The 18,309-nt window shown below is 69.8% G+C and carries 10 protein-coding genes and 1 pseudogene; all 11 read right to left on the reverse strand.

All coding sequences use genetic code 11. The features are described from left to right. Positions 1–31: 31 nt before the first annotated feature. Positions 32–1,864 (reverse strand): RICIN domain-containing protein, encoded by a 1,833-nt coding sequence (locus AB0G52_RS35560; RefSeq protein WP_132891743.1) that lies wholly within the window; start codon positions 1,862–1,864, stop codon positions 32–34. Positions 1,865–1,932: 68 nt separating this feature from the next. Continuing rightward, positions 1,933–3,444 carry an arabinofuranosidase catalytic domain-containing protein gene (locus AB0G52_RS35565; protein ID WP_361342475.1) on the reverse strand — a complete coding sequence of 504 codons (1,512 nt, stop codon included), beginning with the start codon at positions 3,442–3,444 and terminating at the stop codon, positions 1,933–1,935. 71 nt (positions 3,445–3,515) lie between these two features. Continuing rightward, a complete protein-coding gene (locus AB0G52_RS35570) occupies positions 3,516–5,147 on the reverse strand; it encodes a ricin-type beta-trefoil lectin domain protein (protein ID WP_361342478.1) in 1,632 nt (543 codons plus the stop codon). 42 nt (positions 5,148–5,189) lie between these two features. Beyond that, positions 5,190–6,617, reverse strand: coding sequence for an arabinofuranosidase catalytic domain-containing protein (locus AB0G52_RS35575; protein ID WP_361342481.1), 1,428 nt, complete (start codon positions 6,615–6,617; stop codon positions 5,190–5,192). A 415-nt stretch (positions 6,618–7,032) separates the two neighbouring features. After that, positions 7,033–8,490 (reverse strand): annotated as a pseudogene (locus tag AB0G52_RS35580) (endo-1,4-beta-xylanase); the annotation flags it as partial. Positions 8,491–8,557: 67 nt separating this feature from the next. After that, positions 8,558–9,709: a ricin-type beta-trefoil lectin domain protein gene (locus tag AB0G52_RS35585; protein ID WP_361342484.1), complete on the reverse strand. Its 1,152-nt coding sequence runs from the start codon at positions 9,707–9,709 to the stop codon at positions 8,558–8,560. A 59-nt stretch (positions 9,710–9,768) separates the two neighbouring features. Beyond that, positions 9,769–12,219 carry an RICIN domain-containing protein gene (locus AB0G52_RS35590; protein ID WP_361342487.1) on the reverse strand — a complete coding sequence of 817 codons (2,451 nt, stop codon included), beginning with the start codon at positions 12,217–12,219 and terminating at the stop codon, positions 9,769–9,771. Between the two features lie 93 nt (positions 12,220–12,312). Beyond that, positions 12,313–13,911 carry an arabinofuranosidase catalytic domain-containing protein gene (locus AB0G52_RS35595; protein WP_361342490.1) on the reverse strand — a complete coding sequence of 533 codons (1,599 nt, stop codon included), beginning with the start codon at positions 13,909–13,911 and terminating at the stop codon, positions 12,313–12,315. 671 nt (positions 13,912–14,582) lie between these two features. Beyond that, positions 14,583–15,605 (reverse strand): LacI family DNA-binding transcriptional regulator, encoded by a 1,023-nt coding sequence (locus AB0G52_RS35600; protein ID WP_132891749.1) that lies wholly within the window; start codon positions 15,603–15,605, stop codon positions 14,583–14,585. Between the two features lie 267 nt (positions 15,606–15,872). Then, the gene (locus AB0G52_RS35605; protein ID WP_132891750.1) at positions 15,873–17,006 is read right to left on the reverse strand and encodes a cellulose binding domain-containing protein; all 1,134 of its coding nucleotides are present in this window, start codon (positions 17,004–17,006) and stop codon (positions 15,873–15,875) included. A gap of 196 nt (positions 17,007–17,202) precedes the next feature. Continuing rightward, positions 17,203–18,309 (reverse strand): glycoside hydrolase family 48 protein (locus AB0G52_RS35610; protein ID WP_361342495.1); only part of this gene is annotated, 1,107 nt, incomplete at its 5' end.

Consider the following 18,309-nt stretch of genomic DNA (forward strand, 5'->3'; position numbering starts at 1 on the left):
CAGGTCGGTGGAGTCCGCGTCGGGTGCGGTCTCAGCGGACGACGAAGTCCTGGTTGGTGCCCGGTGCGTTCTTGCACTGCCACTGGTCCAGTTGCTGTCCCGCGGTGCTGCCGGCGCCGTAGACGTCCAGGCACAGGCCGCTGTTGCGGTTCTGGAAGGCGTACGAGCCGTCCGACTGGCGCTCGGGCAGCCAGAGGGCGTTGGCGGCGGTGCCCGGGGCCTGCTGCACGATGTCCGGGGTGCCGGCCGTCGTGGAACCGCCCGCGACCGCCACGTCCTGGCCGGAGTTCCGGGCGCGCAGTTCGCCGTAGCCGTCGGAGGCCGGCACGAACAGGAAGCGCTGGTTGTCCTGCCCGTTGCAGGTCCACTGGTCGACCACGGCGCCCACGGCGGTGGAGTTGCCGTAGACGTCGAGGCACAGGTTGTCGTCCGCGACGACGAGTTGGTGGTTGCCGTCCGGGAAGCCCGTGCCGCCGGAGGAGGCCGGGGTCAGGTAGACGGCGAACGCGTCGTGCGTTGCCTGGAAGGTGAGCGGCACGGTGAGCGAGCCACCGGATGCGCTCACGTTCTGGTCGTACACGGTCTGCGGCGCACCGAGTGGTGCCTGGTCGGGGATGCGGTGCACGGTGACGTGGACGCTGCCCGCGTTCGTCAGCCAGGGCACGGAGGACAGCCCGTCGAAGGTCACGGACACGGCGCCGGTGTACCCGTTGGCGTCACCGATGAGCGCCACGGCGCGTTGTGCGGCGGAGTCCTCGGATGCGGCGATGGCCGTGGATCCCACCTGCCCCGAGGTGCCGACGAGGGTTCCCGTCATGTCGGCGTAGTCCCGAAGCGCCCACCAGTTGCCGGTCGGCTGCCAGGTGCCCCCGCTCTGGGTGAGCACCCCCGTCAGGTTCGGGGTGGTGCAGCACACCCAGTTGCCGCGCATGGCGTTGGCGTACCCGGACTGCGCGAACCGGGCCAGGTACCAGGCCGTCACGCCGGCAGTCTGCCGGTCGGCTGGCTGGTACTCGTTCGAGGACAGCGGCAGCGGGCCGATGCCCGCCGAGCCGAGGGAGGTGCGCAGGCTCTGGGCGACGGTGACGGGGTCGTCGACGTCGCCCTCGTTGTGGTTGCTGATCATGTCGGGGACGGTCCCGGCCGCCTTCACGTGTGCGAGCCAGGTCCCCCACTCCCCCGGGTTGCGCTGCGGGGTGAAGGCGAGGGACGGCCCCACGATCTGCGCCCCGGGGGCGAGGCGCCGGATCTCCCGGTAGGCGGTGTCCCACATCTGGAAGTACTGCGCGCTGTTGACGCCCCGGGTCCAGAACACGGAGATGTCCGGCTCGTTCCAGATGTCGTAGGAGAACGTGAGCCCTGTCGCCTGCAGGGCCCCCACCGTGGCGTCGACGAAGCTGATCCAGTTCGAGCAGTCGCCGTTGTCGCACGGATACCTGGTGTTCGAGGGCTGGCCGCCGTTGGCGCCGTAGATGTCGCTGACCAGCACCTGGTACTGCGCGTGGTAGGGCGGCCGGGTGAGCCGCCGGGCCTGCGCGGTGATCGAGTCGAGGTCGGCCCGGGTCGCGGAGCCGTACTGGTAGCCGTCCCTGATCCAGCCGCCGGAGAACCATCCGCCGCCGCGGAAGGCGTTGATTCCCAGCGGCTGGAGGAACTGGTCGGCCGGCTGGGTGCCGTCCTGGCTGATGCCGTAGAGGAACCCCTCCCCCACGCCGGTCGACGGTCCCCGGGGCGAGGCCAGGTCGACGCTCAGCGACGTGCCCGCGGCGGCCTGGCTCGGGGCCGTCGTCAGCAGCGCCATGACGAGTGCCAGGACGATGCCGCTCACCAGTGCCGCACGTCCGGGTCTCGCTCTCATCCTCATCGGGTCCTCCTGGGCGGGGGCGGCGGTGGGACCCGCCGCCCCGGGGTCGGGCGCATGGACTCACGGGGTCAGTTCAGCGTCCATTTCTGGTTGGACTGGCCGTTGCAGGTCCACAGCTGTACGGGGGTTCCGTTGGCGGTGGCGGCGCCCGACACATCCAGGCAGAGCCCGGACTGGGCGCTGGTGACGGTGCCGTTGGTGTTGAGCGTCCATTGCTGGTTGCTCTGGCCGTTGCAGGTCCAGGTGATGACCTTCGTGCCGGGGCTGGTGCCCTGCCCGGAGGCGTCCAGGCACAGGCGGCTGCCTCCGAGGGACACGCTCAGCTCACCGGAGGTGCTCTCGGACCAGGTCTGGTTGGCCCCGCCGGAGCAGTCCCGGATCTGGGCCTGCGTGCCAGGAGTCGTCGAACTGCCGGGTACCTCCAGGCACTTGCCGGCGCCCACCGCGTGCAGCGCACCGGTGACACCGCCACCGCCGCCCGACGTTCCGTACCCGGCGGCGGTGATGCTGGCCTGGACGGCGTTCTCGGTGGCGTCGGAGGGGTAACCCGCCGTCATCGCGCCCTCGAAGAACTCGCCCTGTCCCGAGACGCTGTTGTCGCCGCCGGTACCCAGGAGGACGGAGCTGTCGACCTTCATCGGTGAGTAGCCGTTGGGAAGGGGGCCGGAGAAGGTGGTGGTCAGTCCACCGGCGGAGCCGTCGCCGTACTTCAGGGTGAAGTTGCTGGTGCCGTTGTTCTTCAGCCACGCGCTGACGAACGGGTGGTGCACGCCCTGGTTGTTCGGGTCCTTGTTGGAGCCGGTGTTGGTGTGGAACATGCCGTTCTCGAGGTCGGCCTCGACCCAGGGACCGGTGCCCGTGCAGCCGTTGAACCAGCAGGCGTTGCCCCAGTAGATGGCGTTCATGGTGGCGTTGCCGGTGTCGGTGTGGGAGTTCTCGCCGCTGCCGTAGTCGAAGCAGCACCACTGGTTGGTGTAGTTCGACGAGGTCACCATGTAGATGCCTTCTGGCTGGGAGCCGGTGGCGACGCCGCTCGCGTGGTCGATGCGGTAGCCGACTCCGGGTGTGACCTTGACGCCGAAGACCTGGTGGCCGGCCGCGGTCACCGGCAGTGCCATGGCGTCGGCTCCGACGTCGGATCCATTGGGGCCGGGGCCCTTCCAGTAGCCGCCCCAGGAGATCGGCAGGTCGTTGTGGCGGGTGGTCTGGTCGTAGATCTTCGTGATCGTGCACGAGGTGCCGGCGCAGAACGAGACCTGGGACGCGGCGTCGGCGTACCCGCCGGCGGCGAGCAGCCCGATGTCGCGGTAGGCGTGGTCGGAGGACCTCTGGATCTGGTAGAGCGGCCCGTTGTACGCCGCGAAGAGCGCCCTGGTCGTGGAGTGAGCGGTCACGCACGGTGTGCCGCCCGCGGCGTAGAGGTCGCACGGAAGCTGCGCGGCGGCGGGCGCGGCCGGCGCTGCTGCTCGTGGGGACGTCGCGAACGCCGGGGTGCCGAGCGCGGCCAGGGCCAGCACCAGGGCGATCAGGAACGCGGCCGGGAACCGGCTTCGCCGGTCATGGGTTGCCGATCCGGGCAAGGAGACCTCCTTGGTGGGGGTGCCGCCGGGCGCCGGCACCGAAGCTGCCCGTGGGCGGAGCGGGAGGCGGTTCATCCCAGCGTCCATCGCTGGCTGCTGCTGCCGGTGCAGGTGCTGAGCTCGACGAGACTTCCGTCAGCGGTGGCCCCTGCGGCCACGTCCAGGCACAGGCCGGACTGGACGCCGGTGATCGTGCCGTTGGAGTTCAGCGTCCACTGCTGGTTGCTCTGGCCGTTGCACGGCCAGATCTCCACCTTCGTGCCCGGCGTGGTCTGGTTGTCGTAGGCGTCCAGGCATGTCTGGGCCGTGCCGGAGTAGACGGTGAGCTGGTTGGACGTGGTGTGCGTCCAGGTCTGGTTGGCGCCGCCGTTGCAGCTCCAGATCTCCACCTGGGCGCCGGCGGTCGTGGTGGAGTTGGGTACGTCCAGGCACTTGCCCGCGCCGACGGCGTGCAGTGCCCCTGTCACGCTGTTGCCCGAGCCGCCGCTGGTGCCGCCCGCGACCCGGTACATGACGGTTCCGTGAGCCGGTACCGAGGCGCTGATGGTGCCGGAGGTCGTGGACGATCCGCCGGACCACAGGTCGGTGAGGGTGTAGGCGGACGCTCCGGTCTTCCCGATCGCGGACGCGGTGGTGGTGATGGTCGCCGTGGAGCCGGTCTCGTTGAACAGCGCGACCGACACGTCCCCGTTCGCGAGCGGCTTGGCCAGCACGTCGAGGCCGCCGGAGGAGGACACCATGGTTCCCTGCCTGCCGAGCGGGTCCTGGTCGACCGCGATCACCCGGGAGTTGGTCAGCGTGGCCAGGGTCGAGGCGCTCGCCTGGGGGATGTTGGTGCCGGCGATGAGCGGTGCGGCCATCTCCGCCCAGAGGCTGAACTCGCTGCGGTTCTCGGTCGCGGTCATCGAGCCGTTGCCGACCTCCAGCATGTCCGGGTCGTTCCAGTGGCCGGGTCCGGCGTAGGAGGCCAGCCCGACGTTGCTGTGGAAGATCGACAGCATGCTGGAGAAGGTCGGGCTGATGTCTCCCGTGGTGCGCCAGCTGTTGCCCACGTCGGCGCCCCAGGTCCACACGTTCTCCTGGCCCCAGTTGCACAGGCTGTACAGGATCGGCCGGCCGGTGGCCGCGAGCGCGTCCCGCATCGCGGTGTACCGGGTCCGGGCGGGCGCGCCGGTGTTGTTGCAGTTGTCGTACTTCAGGTAGTCCACGCCCCACGACGCGAACGACTGCGCGTCCGTGCTCTCGTGGCCGAGGCTGCCCGGGTAGCCGGCACAGGTGGCGGTGCCCGCGTCCTCGTAGATGCCCAGCTTCAGGCCCAGGGAGTGGACGTAGTCGGCGGTGCCCTTGATGCCGTCGGGGAACTTCGCCGGGTCCGGCACCAGGTGGCCGCCGGAGTCACGGCTCTTGGTCATCCAGCAGTCGTCGATGTTGACGTATGTGTAGCCCGCCGCCTGCATGCCGTTGGTGTGCATCGCCTGGGCGGTGGACTTGATGAGCGACTCGGAGACGTTGCAGCCGTACGCGTTCCAGTCGTTGAAGCCCATCTGCGGGGTCGGCGCGAGTCCGTTGCCGAGAGCGGCGGCGGGGTGCGCCGTGCCGAGGGCGAGCAGGGGTGCCGCCACGGCGAGCAGCACGGCCGAGAAGGTGAGCGCCAGGATTCTGCGCAGGGATCGCGACGGGGGCGGCGGGGTGGTCGTGGGCATGGGGCATCTACTCCTGGACCGGATGGGGGAACTGACAGGTGTTCAGCGGTAGCCGGCGGCCGTGATGTCGGCCTGCACCGCGTTGTCGGTCGTGTCGGAGGGATAGCCCGCGACGACGGCTCCCTCGTAGAAGGTGCCGGCGCTCAGGTTGGCACCACCGCCGGGTTTGCAGCAGTCGCCGCCGCTGCCGAGGACGATGGCCCCCTGTTTCTTCATGGGGCTGTATCCGCCGGGGAGCTGGCCGTCCCACAGGGTGGTCAGGCCGCCCGACTGGGCGTTGCCGCCCTTGAGGGCGAACCTGGACGTGCCGTTGTTCTTCAGCATCGCGGTCACGAATTTGTCGTTGAACGCCCGCTGGCCGGGGTTCCAGGACTGGCTGCCGCCGGGGTACAGCCCCCATTCGAGGTCGGCCTGCACCCAGGGGCCGCTTCCCTGGCAGCCGCCGAACCAGCACTCGGTGCCGAAGTTGATGGCGTCCATCGCCCCGGCGGCGTCGGCCTTCCTGGTCGTCTCGCTGTTGCCGTAGTCGAAGCAGCAGCCGCCGTTGACATGGGTGCCGCTGGTCACCATGTACGCCCCTTCGGGTGCCGCACCGGTCGGCACGCCCGTCAGGTGGCCGTCGCGCCAATAGCTGTTCCCGGGGTTGATGTACAGCGAGTACGCCTTGGTGCCCCCGGCGGTCAGCGACTCGGCGGTCGCCTTCGCCGGGCTGCTCTGGCTCGACCCCGGGACCTGGGCGGAGCCCTGGTACCACAGGTCGTTGCCGTGCCCGGACTGGTCGCGGACGACGGTGATCACGCAGCTGGTGCCGGCGCAGAAGGCGTCCTGGGCCGCGGCGTCGGCGAAGCCGCCCGGCGTCAGCACGCCGATGTCCCGGGTCGCACTGTCCGAGCTGCGCCTGACCTGGTACAGCGGGCCGTTGTAGGAGCCGTAGAGGGCGCGCACCGTGCTGTGGGCGGCGACGCACGGGGTGCCGCCCGCGGCGTAGATGTCGCACGGGCCCGACCCGCCGGGCGGGGGCGGGGCGGCCGGTCCGGTCCACTTCTGGTTGCCCTGGCCGTTGCAGGTCCACAGGATGACCGCGGTGCCGTTGGCCGTACCCGCTCCTTCGGCGTCCAGGCAGAATCCGGACGCGGCGCCGGTGATGGACCCGTCGGCGTTCTGTCGCCACACCTGGGTCGCCCGCCCGTCGCACGCGCGGATGACGGCGGGGGCTCCGGGCGTCGTGCGCCCGTCCAGGGCGTCCACGCACCGGGTGCCGTTCATCGTCCTCAGCTCGCCGGCCGAGGTCGGCTGGAACGCCTGGTTGGCCTGGCCGTTGCAGTCCCAGAGGTCCAGGATCGTGCCCGGTGTGTCGATGTCGCCCTTGACGTCCAGGCACCGGCCCGACGCCGAACCGACCAGGGGTGCCGGCGACGTCGGCGCGGACCAGGTCGGCCCGTTCGCCAGCAGCACGATCAGCAGTCCCATCACGCACACGGCGGCGGCCGCCGGTAAGCGCGCCGCGCGAGCGGTGGAGTGGCGGGGCGGAGCGGATGAAGGCTGCATTCTGTGTCCTCGCGTATGCGTGGGGAAGGGGACGGAGAGTGCCGTGCCTGTCCGAGAGCGTTCGGAAGGGATGTCGACCGCTCCCGTCTGCGCGCCCGCAGGCACGCACAGGGAACACTCATACATCCCATGTCGCATAGTGATGTCACAGGCCCAACACCCTGTCAAGAGACTTCACTTGACGACTCTCCGCTCGATACATCCCATGTCTTGCACATGTTCGCGCCGCCTGAGGGCAGGCCGGAACCCGCGTCCGGCTACGACTTCCGTACCGGGCGCGGGTGTCCCCTCGAAGGGCCCCTACCGGGTGCCGGTCACCTCACCCGAGCCTCCAGTGCTGGTTGGCGCCGCCGTTGGAGTCCCAGATCTGGACGGGGCTCCCGTTGGCGCTCTGCCCCGCGGGGACCTCCAGGGCGCGGCCGGAGGCCACGTTGACCAGGGTGTAGGAACCGTCACTGTTCTGGCTCGCCCGCCAGTGCTGGTTGGCGCCGCCGTTGTTGTCCCAGATGGTCAACCGCGTGCCGTTGCCGGTCTGGCCGCCGGGCTCGTCCAGCACCCGCCCGCTGGCGATGTTGGTCAGCGTGTACGAGCCGTCGCTGTTCTGGTTCGCCCGCCACTGCTGGTTCGCGGCGCTCCCGTTGGCGTCCCAGACCTGCACCGGCGTGCCGTTCCCGGTCTGCCCGCTCGGCACGTCCAGCACCCGCCCCGCGGAGGCCACGCTCACCTGGTACACCTGGCCCGAGACGATGCCGCCGCCCGGGGTCCCGGTGCCACCGCCCAGCGCGGTCAGGGTCGCGTCGTAGGCAGGCTTCTTGTTTCCGTTGCTGTCGAACAGCAGCGGGTTGTCGCCGCTGCGCCAGGAGTCGCTGTCGCGGATGCCCCACACGGTGATGCCGCTGCAACGCGCGACGTTCATGCACGCCTTGACGGTGTTCGCGTAGGCGCTGGCCGGCGCCTGCGCGATGTCCAGCTCGGTGATCTGGACGTCCACGCCGAGTGCGGCGAAGTTCGACAGCGTCGTCTGGAAGCTCGCGGGCGGGCCGCCGGTACCGAAGTGGGACTGGAAGCCGACGCAGTCGATGGGCACACCGCGGGACTTGAAGTCCTTGACCATGTTGTAGACGCCCTGGGTCTTGGCGTCGGACCAGTTCTCGATGTTGTAGTCGTTGTAGCAGAGCTTGGCCGCCGGATCGGCCGTCCGCGCGGTGCGGAACGCCTCCTCTATGAAGCCGTTGCCCAGCACGTTCTGGAAGACCGAGCTGCGGTGCTGGCCGCTGCCGCCGTCGGCGAAGGCCTCGTTGACCACGTCCCAGGCGTAGATCTTGCCCTTGAAGTGGGTCATCTCCTGGGTGATGTGGTTGTCCATCACACTGCGCAGGGTGTTGGGGTCGGTGATGGAGCTCACCCAGGACGGGAGTTGGGAGTGCCAGACCAGGGTGTGGCCGCGCATGCGCTGACCGTGGGCTGTGGCGTGGTTGACGATCTGGTCGGCGGGCCCGAAGTTGAAGCTGCCGCGCGAGGGCTCGGTGGTGTCCCACTTCATCTCGTTCTCCGGGGTGATCATGTTGAACTCCCGGTCGAGAATCGTGGAGTACGTCGAGTCGCCGAGCCTCCCGGCGGCCACCGCCGTACCGAAATAGCGGCCGCTGTCGGCCGCTGCCGCGCCCAGCGTGCCGGAGGCGGCGTGGGCCGCGGGGGCCACCGGACCGGCGAGAGCCAGTGCCGTGCCCGCTGTCAGCCCGGCGGCCAGGGCCAGTACCGTGCGCAGACGGGGCTCTTCGTTGAGCCAGGACATGAGGGATCAGTCTCCTTGTGTGTGTGGGGGGGCGGGGCGCCGTCCAGACGTCGGCACCCCGGTCGGGTCACTGGGCGGAGGTGACCGGCAGTGCGGTCCACTGCTGGTTGGATCCGCCGTTGCAGTCCCACAGGACCAGTTGCGTCCCGTCGGTGGCAGACGCACCGGGGTCGTCGAGACAGCGGCCGGAAACGGGATTGCGGTAACCGCCGTTGTAGGCCTGCCACTGTTGGTTGGCGCCTCCGTTGCAGTCCCAGATCTCGATCTTGGTGCCGTTGGCGGTACCACCGCCCGTGGCGTCCAGGCACTTCCCGAGCGCCCGCAAGGTGCCGTCCGAGCGGGCGGACCACAGCTGGGCGTCGCCGCCGTTGCAGGACCAGATCTGCGCGGCGGTTCCGTTGGCGCTGTTGCCGCCGTTGACGTCCAGGCACTTCCCCGCGACCCCGGAGCGAACCGGAGCGCCCACGGAGACCGGCGGCTTGATCCAGCCTGCCGCGTCCGCGGTCTGGACCCCGGCGTTGAAGGCGTCGGCCATCTTGCCGAAGCCGTTGTCGTTGGGATGCAAGGAGTCGGACAGGTCCGCGGTGGTCAGAGCGCTCATGTCCACCAGGCGTACATGCTTGCCGGCAGCCTGCTCGGCCTGGACGATGCCGGGCAGTTCGGCGTTGAACGCGGGGCGGGTGGCCTCCTCGGTGCTGCTGGTGGAGACGATCACGGTGCCGACGAGGACCGTCGCGTCAGGGGCGTCGGCCGTGATCTGGTCGATGAGCGCATGGAGCCGTTCGGCGGCGGGTCCGGCCTGAGAGCCGCCGTTCAGATCATTGGTGCCGATCTCCAGGGTGATCACGTTGGGCCGGTACCGGGCCAGCACGGAGTCCGCGATGCCGGCTATCTCGCTGATGTGCCAGCCGGAGTGGCCTTCGTTGTCGGGGTCCGACATCGTGCCGTTGCGGCCCGATCCCACGAAGTCCAGGGCGTGCCCCTCGTTCGCCAACCGGTTCCACAGGAAGCTGCGGTAGCCGTTCCCCGACGGGCTGCCGACGCCCCAGGTGATGGAGTCGCCCAGCGGCATCAGCCGCAGGGCGGTGGGCGCGGCGGCGGCCCGTGCGGTGGAGGCCGGTGATCCGGTGCCGGTGGCGGCCGCCGCGGGAGACGCGGTGCCGATGCCGGCCGCTGCCGTCATTGCGACGGCCAGGAGTGCCGTGGACGTCCTCTTCATCTGTGTTCCTCACTGGGTGCGGGACAGTGGGTGGCGGTGAACGAGCGGGTGGGGGTCGGTCAGCGCGGGGTGAAGTCCTGGTTGCCGGCCGCCGTGTTCTTGCAGGGCCACTGGTCGAGCTGCTGGCCGAGGTTGCTGCCGCCGCCGTAGACGTCCAGGCACAGGCCGCTGTTCTGGTTCTGGAAGGAGTACGAGCCGTCGGACTGCCGTACCGGCAGCCACTGGGCGCCGGTCGCCCCGCTGGGCGCCTGCTGCACGATGTCCGGCGTCCCGGCGGCCGTAGGGCTGCCCGAAACCCCCACCACGAGGCCCGAGTTCTGCGCCTGCAACTGCCCGTAACCGCCGGCGCCCGGCACGAACTGGAACTGCTGGTTGGCCTGCCCGTTGCAGGTCCACTGGTCGATCGCGGCGCCCGCGCTGCCGGCGTTGCCGTACACATCGAGGCACAGGCTGCTGCTGCCGATCACCAACGGGTGGTAGCCGGCGGGGAATCCGCCACCGCCGCCCGAGGACTGGACGCCCGCCTGCTGGATCACCTGCTGTGCGCCCGACGGCCAGTTGGTGCCGCTGACCTGGACGTTGCCGGTGAGGACGTTGTTGTGCGGAGGCCCGGTGGCCACGTACGTGTTGCCGCCGTTGTACCAGTTGCCGGAGAAGGTGCTGTCGTCGGTGTGGTTGTTCGCGTTGGCGTTGGTGAGCGCCCAGTTGCCCGCGTCCTGCACCACGTTGTGCGACACCGTCAGATACCGGGAGCCCTCGTCGAGGTACAGCGCGGTGGTGCGGTTGTTGTCGTACATGTAGTTCTCGGAGATCACCGAGCCGGGGTTCGCCGACAGGTTGTAGATGCTGCCTCCGTCGAACATCGCGTTCTTGGTGTCGTAGATCAGGTTGTGGGTGACGGTGTTGTTCTTCAGCGTCGTGGGGGTGCTGTACACGGGCTGGTAGTTGTACGTGCCCCGGTTGACGTAGTCCTGGCTGCCGCCCGGGTCGTTGGCGCCCCAGCCCCAGCCGATGTCGATGCCGTCGTAGGGCAGGTGGTCGCACTGGTTGTGGGTGATCGTCGCGTTGGTGACGTAGGTGGACAGGATGGCGGCGGTCTCCTTGTAGTCGGTCCCCACCCCGCTGACCCTGTTGTTGCTGATGGTGATGTTCTGGTCGGTCATCTGCGGGTTGCTCGGGTGGTGCGCGTCCGGCTGGATCCCGCCGACCTGGATGCCACCGCCGGCGATGTCGGTGAAGGTGCTCCCGGTGACGGTGATGCCGCTCGCGCCCAGACCGGTACCGGAGGCCGTGGCGACACCGTCGTTGCCCACGCCCAGTCCGGCCTGCCCGAGTTCGGAGAACGTGTCGCCGGAGAACGTGATGCCGGTGGCGGCGGAGACCTGGACGGCCGCGGGCATCTGCGCCCAGTGGTTGCGGGTGGCCTCGAACTGCTGGCATCCGGACTTGCAGGTGCTCAGCCAGTTGGCAGGCATCGGGTAGGCGCCGGTGATGTGCGCGCCGCTCTGCTGGTCCGCGTAGCCGTCGGGTCCGCCGGGGCCGAGCCAGGAGGTGCCCGTGAACCGGATGCCGGTGAAGCTCAGACCCGTCACCGGTGAGCCGTAACTGCCGCTGATGCCGAGGAGGTTCTGCAGCCTGGGCAGCTCGACGTCGAGGGCGTCGGGGTTCTGCCCCGGCTGGGCGCGGTAGTACAGGTCACCGGTGGACGCGTCGAGGTACCACTGGCCGGCCTGCCGCAGGAACGCGTAGTTGTTCTCCAGGTACATCGTCCCGCCGGCGAACGGCGCGTTCATGGTGTCGTAGCCCCAGGAGTTGTTGTTCCACGCGGGCTGCTGCATGGTGACGGTCCTGCCGCTGATCGACTGGACCGGCGCGTAGCGGTCGGTGAAGGAGTTGATGCTCTCGACTTCCATGTGGTTCTGGTCCGTGAGGCCGGCCAGGTAGTCGAGCGAGGAGTCGGTGACCGTCAGACCGGTCGGGGTGAAGGTGAAGGCCGACCGGGGCACCTGGATCGCCGCCCGCGGCGCCTCCTCGCCGTTGACATAGAGCTGGCGGGTGGTGACACCGCTGCCGACATGTGCCGACCAGATGTTCTCCGACTGATCATGCACCTGCCAACCCGTGATCTGCTGGGCACCGGTCACGACCGGCTGCTGACCGGGCGCGCCCTGGTAGGTGATCGTGTGGTTGTTCTGGCCTCCGTCTCCGGAGCCGAAGCCCAGCGGCTCGGACAACCGGTAGGTGCCACCGGCCAGATGGACCACGACGTCCGCGTCGGCCGACATCCGGTGTGCGGGCTGGCGTGCCTGGGCGAGGGTGGCGAACGGATGCTCGGCGGTGCCGTCCCCGCCGGGCGACGCGTTCGGCACCACGTACAGATCGGCGACTCCCGCCTGGTGCTGCGCCGGTTCCGCGTACGCGACCGAGGCGGTGGCCGGGCTGCCGGCCAGCAGGGCGAGCAGAGCCGTGGGAGCGGCCCACCGGCCGCACAGCGCTCTGACTCTGGACATGGTCCTCCTCCGGTGGTGGCGCGTGTCGTCCTGAGCCTGCCGAAGGGGTCCGCGGCCGACGGTGGGCCAGGCCGCGGACCCGGGCCGTTCAGGTCAGTTCAGACTCCACTGCTGGTTGGATCCGCCGTTGCACGGCCAGAGTTCCGCCAGGGCGCCGTTGGCCGTGGAAGCGCCGGTGACGTCGAGGCACAGCCCGGACTGGACGCCGGTGACGGTGCCGTCCGCGTTCACCTGCCACTGCTGGTTGGCGCCGCCGTTGCACGGCCAGGTGATCACCTTGGTGCCGGCGGAGGTCTGGTTGTCGTACGCGTCCAGGCACATCTGGCTGCCGCCGCCGTAGACGGTCAGCTGGCCCGAGGAGGTGCGGGTCCACGTCTGGTTGGCGCCGCCGCTGCAGTCCCAGATCTGCAGCTGGGTGCCCGCCGTGGTGGAGGAGTTCGGCACGTCCAGGCACTTGCCCGCGCCCACCGCGTGCAGCGCGCCGGTACTCGTTCCGCCGCCCGAGGAGCTGCTGTACCCGGCCGCGGTGATGTTGGCCTGGACGGCGTTCTCCGTGGCGTCGGACGGGTAGCCGGAGGTCATCACGCCCTCGTAGAAGGTGCCTTGGGCGCCCTTGCTGTTGTCGCCGCCGGTGCCCAGGATGATGGCGCCCTGCTTGCGCATGGGGTTGTATCCCGAGACGTTGGGGCGCACTCCGTCGTAGAAGGTGGACAGGCCGCCGGACTGCGCGTTGCCGCCACGGATCGCCCAGTGGTTCGGGCCGCCCTTGATGATGGCGGTCGTGTAGCGGTAGTTGATGGTGGGGTCGTTGGCGTTGTAGTGCTGGTTCACCCCGGAGAAGAGGCCGTTCTCCAGGTCGGCCATGATCCAGGGACCGTTGCCCGAACCGTAGCCCCACACCTTGATGTTGCCGAAGTAGATGGCCTCCATCGTGCCGTTGCCGTCGTCGTTGCTGTTCGTCTCGGCGTTGCCGTAGTCGAAGCAGCAGCCGCCGTTGTAGTGCGTGCCGTCGAAGATCGCGTACATGCCCTCGGCGTTGTCCCCGGTGGCGATGCCGTTGGTGTGGTTGTTCCGGTAGCCCGTGCCGGGCGCCACGAAGACGCCGTAGGCCTTGTGTCCGCCCACCGTGGTGGGCGCGGCGGTCGCGTTCGCGAGGTTGTCGGGGCCGCCCGCGGCGCCGCCGCCGGGTGCCTGGGTGAGGTTGTTGTTGCGGCCGGACTGGTCGTAGATGACCGTGATCAGGCAGGACGTCCCCGAGCAGAACGAGTCCTGGGCGGCGGCGTCGGCGACTCCGCCCGCACTCAGGACCCCGATGTCACGGGTGGAGTTGTCCGAGGCACGCCGGACCTGGTACAGCGGCCCGTTGTACGAGGCGTACAGCGCCCGGGTGGTGCTGTGCGCCGCCACACAGGGCGTGCCGCCCGCCGCGTAGATGTCACAGGGGCCGGACGTGGCGGCCCGCGCCGTGCCCGCCGTGGCCGTGGCGCCGACGAGGGCGCCGGCGACGAGCGCGGCTGCGGCTCCCGTCCGGGCGAACGTCAGCCACCGGGAACGGGCCGGGCCCGCCGCCGGGGGGAGAGGGGTGCGAGCCGACGCGTTCCGGGGCGCGCGACGGTGGGGTAACGCCGCGAGCAACCGCTCGACGCTGTCGCGCCCGGGCAACAGACGGCGTCTTGTACGTGTGGTTCCCATCTGGGCTCCCTCCCGTGCCGGTGCGACCCGGTCGGGTCGCGGTGGTTGCAGTGACATGCCGAAGTGCCTGAGCGTGCCGTGGTGCAGTGGGATTGCCGAGAGACGTCGGGGCAGACGGTGTTGCCGGTCCCGCAGAGCTGCCATGGGTGGGCAGACCCGCCCTGGGAACCGTGTTGCGGCTTTGTTACGGAATCGATTCGACTGCTGATTGCCTCGGTTCGCAAGCTCTTGGTTGTCACGAAAAGTTGCGATGGAACGGCTCCCGACCGCGGACCGGCCTGTTGCCGCAGTGGCGTCGGGGACCACGCGGGGGCGGCCGGTGGCCGGTCACCGACCCCCCGGATGACCCTTCGCCACGCACCTGAACAGGAACGTCTGCGAGTTGACCCGGACCGCGGAGCGCCGGAGGGAACACCATGGGCCGAAGCAGACGCCTGTGACCGGGGATTCGCGCCGTTTGCGCTTCGCGACCGCCGCGCAATGCCGGTCGTGGGTCCGGTCGAAGCGCTTGCGTCGAATCGGTTCGCCCTCGGCCTCGGAACGTCGCAGGACGTGCGACGGGCTCGCCGGCCGAGCCCTTCGAGGACGAGACCGTACTTGCCGCCACTGTCCGAAACCCTACGGCTTCGCCGCCCTCGCCGATGGGCCGCCAGGTGGTTCGAGGAGGGCGGTCAGGACGACTCTCGGACCACCAGCTCCGTGCGGAGGATGACATGGCGCCAGGCCACGGACTGCTCCTCCATCTCCTCCAGCAGCAGTCTGATCATGGCCCGCCCCATCTCCTCGAGCGGCTGACGCACCGTGGTCAGCCGCGGCTCGGTGCGCTGGGCCAGCGGGAAGTCGTCGAAAGCGATGACGGCGACGTCCTGGGGCACCCGCCGCCCGGCCTCGCGCAGTGCGTGCAGCGCCCCTGCCGCCGTGGTGTCCGACGCGGCGAGGACGGCATCGATCTCGGGATGCCGTTCGAGCAGTTCCGCCATGGCACGACGACCGCTCTCCTCCGAGAAATCACTCTCCGCCACCCAGGACCGTGACCTCTTCAGGCCTGCCAGGGCCAGCGCGTCCTCATAACCGCGCAGCCGGCACTGCGCGACGTACATGTCCAGCGGCCCGGTGATGGTGGCGACCGCTGTGCGGCCCTGCTTCAGGAGATGGGACACCGCGTTTCGGGCGCCGCCCACGTTGTCCGCGTCGACGTAGCTGACGTACTCGTCGCCCGAGCGGCGCCCCAGCAGCACGGTCGGCAACCGGGCCTCGGCGAGCATGTCCGGCAACCTGTCGTCCGCGTGCACCGACATCAGCAGGACCCCGTCGACCCGGCCGCCCCGCGCGTACTCCAGAAACCGCTGCCGCTCGTCCTCCGAGCGGACCAGAGTGAGCAGCAGCTGCATCCCGGTGTCGGCCAGCGCGTCACCGAGCGAGCGGACGATCTCCGAGAAGAACGGCTCCGCGAACTGCCTCCAGTCCGGCTCGGTCAGGACGAGGGCCACGGCGTCCGCACGTTGCCCGGCCAGCGTGCGGGCCGCGAGATTGGGCACGTACCCCAGTTCCTCGATGGCTCGCTGGACGGCCCGGCGCGTCGACTCCTTCACGCCGGCCGCGTTGTTGATGACCCGGGAGACCGTGCCCCGTCCCACCCCGGCGCGGGCGGCCACCTCTTCCAGCGTCGGCGCTCCAGGTCGTCGCCTGGCCATGACCACCTCCCCCACCCGCGAGATCACCGATCTTACGGGACGGAGGACCGGGGCACATGCCTTCCGCACGTGATCCACCGGGCTCGGCGCGAAGGAGGTGGAGAGCGGTGGCGCGCTCGGGCCGAGCCGGCCGGGCCACGGGAAGAAGCGGCGGATCTGCCCGGCCGGGCGGATGCGTCGGCCGGGCGGATCCGCAGTGCCGGTGCACGCGGTCGGAGGTGGGCGGCCTTCGGGGCGGCCGGGATCGGACCGCCCGCCGCGACGGCCTCAGGCCTTGGTGCAGGCCGTGCCGTTCAGGCTGAAGGCAGCCGGTGTGGCGAAGGCGCCGTCATAGGTGCCCTGGAACCCGAAGGAGACCTGGCCGCCCGGTGCGATGGAGGTGTTGTACGCCATGCCGCCGGCCGTCACGGCTCCCGACGAGGCGGAGAGTTCGGCGCTCCACGCACTCGTGACCTGCTGCCCGGCCGGCAGCGTGAACGCGAGCTTCCAGGCGTCGACGGGCGACGAGCCCGTGTTGGTCACGGTGACGTTCGCCGTGAACCCTCCCTGCCACACGTTGGTGCCATAGGCCACCTTGCAGGCCGACGAGCCGCCCGAACCCCCGGTACCGCCGCCGGTGCCGCCGCCGAGATTGACGGCCGAGGAGAACGAGTTCACGGCCAGTCCCGCACCGTTCTGCCAGGGTTCGAAGCCCGCCTGGACGCTCGTCAGGTACCAGTTGTCCTGGGCCAGTCCCCGGGCGACCGCCTGGCGGACGAAGTCCATCACGTCGAAGTTCCAGCTGTCGATCGCCGACGGAGCGACGAAGGACAGCACGTCGTTGGTGCCGTTGTTGCCGGACCACACCTGCCAGGAACGCCCGGCCACGGTGGAAGTGCCGGTGGGCGAGCCGACCGGCTGCACGGCCCCCACATGGTTGAGCCAGACCATGATCTCGGTGCGGTTCACGCCGTCGGTGCGGGGCGTCGGGTCCAGCCAGATGTCGTAGGCGGCGTCGTACTGCGCACCGCTCACGTAGCTGTAGGAGATGCTCGTGGGCGCGCTCGCCACGGAACTGAGCCGGGCCGGCAGGTTGGTGCCCGGTGAGCAGTTGGTGTAGTGGCAGCCGTTGTAGACGGACGGGTACGACTTCGGCGCGCCGTTCGTCGGGACGGAGCCGTCGGCCTGGACGATCCTGAAACCGGAGTCCGTGGCCGTGATGCACTGGGTGGCGCTGGTGCCCCAGCGGTTGTTCTGGACGACGTAGCGGCCCTGGATCGTGGTCGAGCCGAACTGCTCGCAGATGGTCGTGTCGGCGTGCGACGCCGGAGCGGCGGTGATCATCGCCGCCAGCGCGACGAGCGAGGCGAGCAGCACGGCGAACAGAGTGTGCAGCGTGCCGTGGTTCTTCAACTGTTGCATGCGGGTCCTCCGCTGGGGACGGGTGGGGAGCGGGAGCAGCGCCTGAGTCTTGGGAGCGCTCCCAATTCCATTCGACGCAGTGCGCGACGATCATGATCCTGACAAATGCCGGGCGGCCCCCGCGTGGTCGAGGACCGCCCGGCCGGTGCCCCCGTCTCCCTGCGACGGGGGCGCGTACGCGGGACTTCGGCGGGGGCTATTCGAGGAGTTCCGCGTACGAACCCATGGCCAGGGCGATGTCCGCCTGGGCCCAGAACCGGTGGTAGGTGAAGACGGGTGCGGCCCCGCCCGCCAGATAGGCCTGGATCTTCGACCACGCGGGGTCGTTCTTGTAGAAGCTCCGCAGCGAGGCGAACGTCGACGAGGAGTTGATCGCGTCCCCGTTCGGCATCGTGCCGCTGAAGGTGCTCGGCACGTACACGCTGTCGTTGAACCGGCTGTAGTCGGTGCGGGTTTCGGGGACGGCGATGCCCAGGCTGTCCTGGTAGTTGTTCCACATGCCGTCGAGCAGCGCCTTGGCCGTCGACTTCGCCGTCGCGTCACCGGACTTGGCGCCGTAGTACGTCAACGTCTTGGCGTACGCGGCCGCCACGCCCACGTCGTTGGTGTAGTCGGCCACCGTGACGTGCAGCCCGCTGTTGGAGCCGGGGCTGGAGGCGTTCCAGGTGTCGGGCTGGCCGGACCAGTGGAGGGTGGAGGGGATCTGGTAGGTGCCGTCCGGGTTGATGGTGGTCTTGGACAGCGCCCACTTGACCCACTTGTCGAGGATCGCCTTGGCCTGCGCGTTGCCGGTCTGCTGGTAGAGCTCGGCGACCCGCTCCATCGACCAGGCCTGGAAGCCGAACCACTGGTTGGACGGCGGGTCGTGGTAGACGGGCTGTTCGTCGTAGTACATGCCGTAGAAGGTCGACTTGCCGGCCGGTGGAGTCGCGTACCGGCCCGCCCAGCTGTTGGTCGCGCCGCCCGCGATGGCGCCCTCGGACGACTGCAGCCACTGGTAGAACTCCAGCTGCCGCTGCAACGACTTGCTCCAGTCCCCCGCGGCGGTCGCCGACTTGGGCTTCAGGTCGGCGTACGAGCTCAGTGCGTACGCGGCCAGCGGGTTCTGGTAGCCGCTGTGCGCGTAGCTGGAGCCGATGCGCCAGGCCCAGCCGCCGTTCGTGTCGTTCGAGCCGCCCCAGGCGTAGTACCAGGAGAGCAGGTAGTGCGAGGCGTCCTTGCCGGTGCCGGCCGCGCAGGTGGACGGCCCCACACAGTTGCCGATCTTCTTGAAGTACTTGTCGTACATCGCGTAGCGCAGGTA

Origin of the sequence: Streptomyces sp. NPDC021562, assembly GCF_040640875.1 — a bacterium.
Lineage (GTDB): Bacteria > Actinomycetota > Actinomycetes > Streptomycetales > Streptomycetaceae > Streptomyces.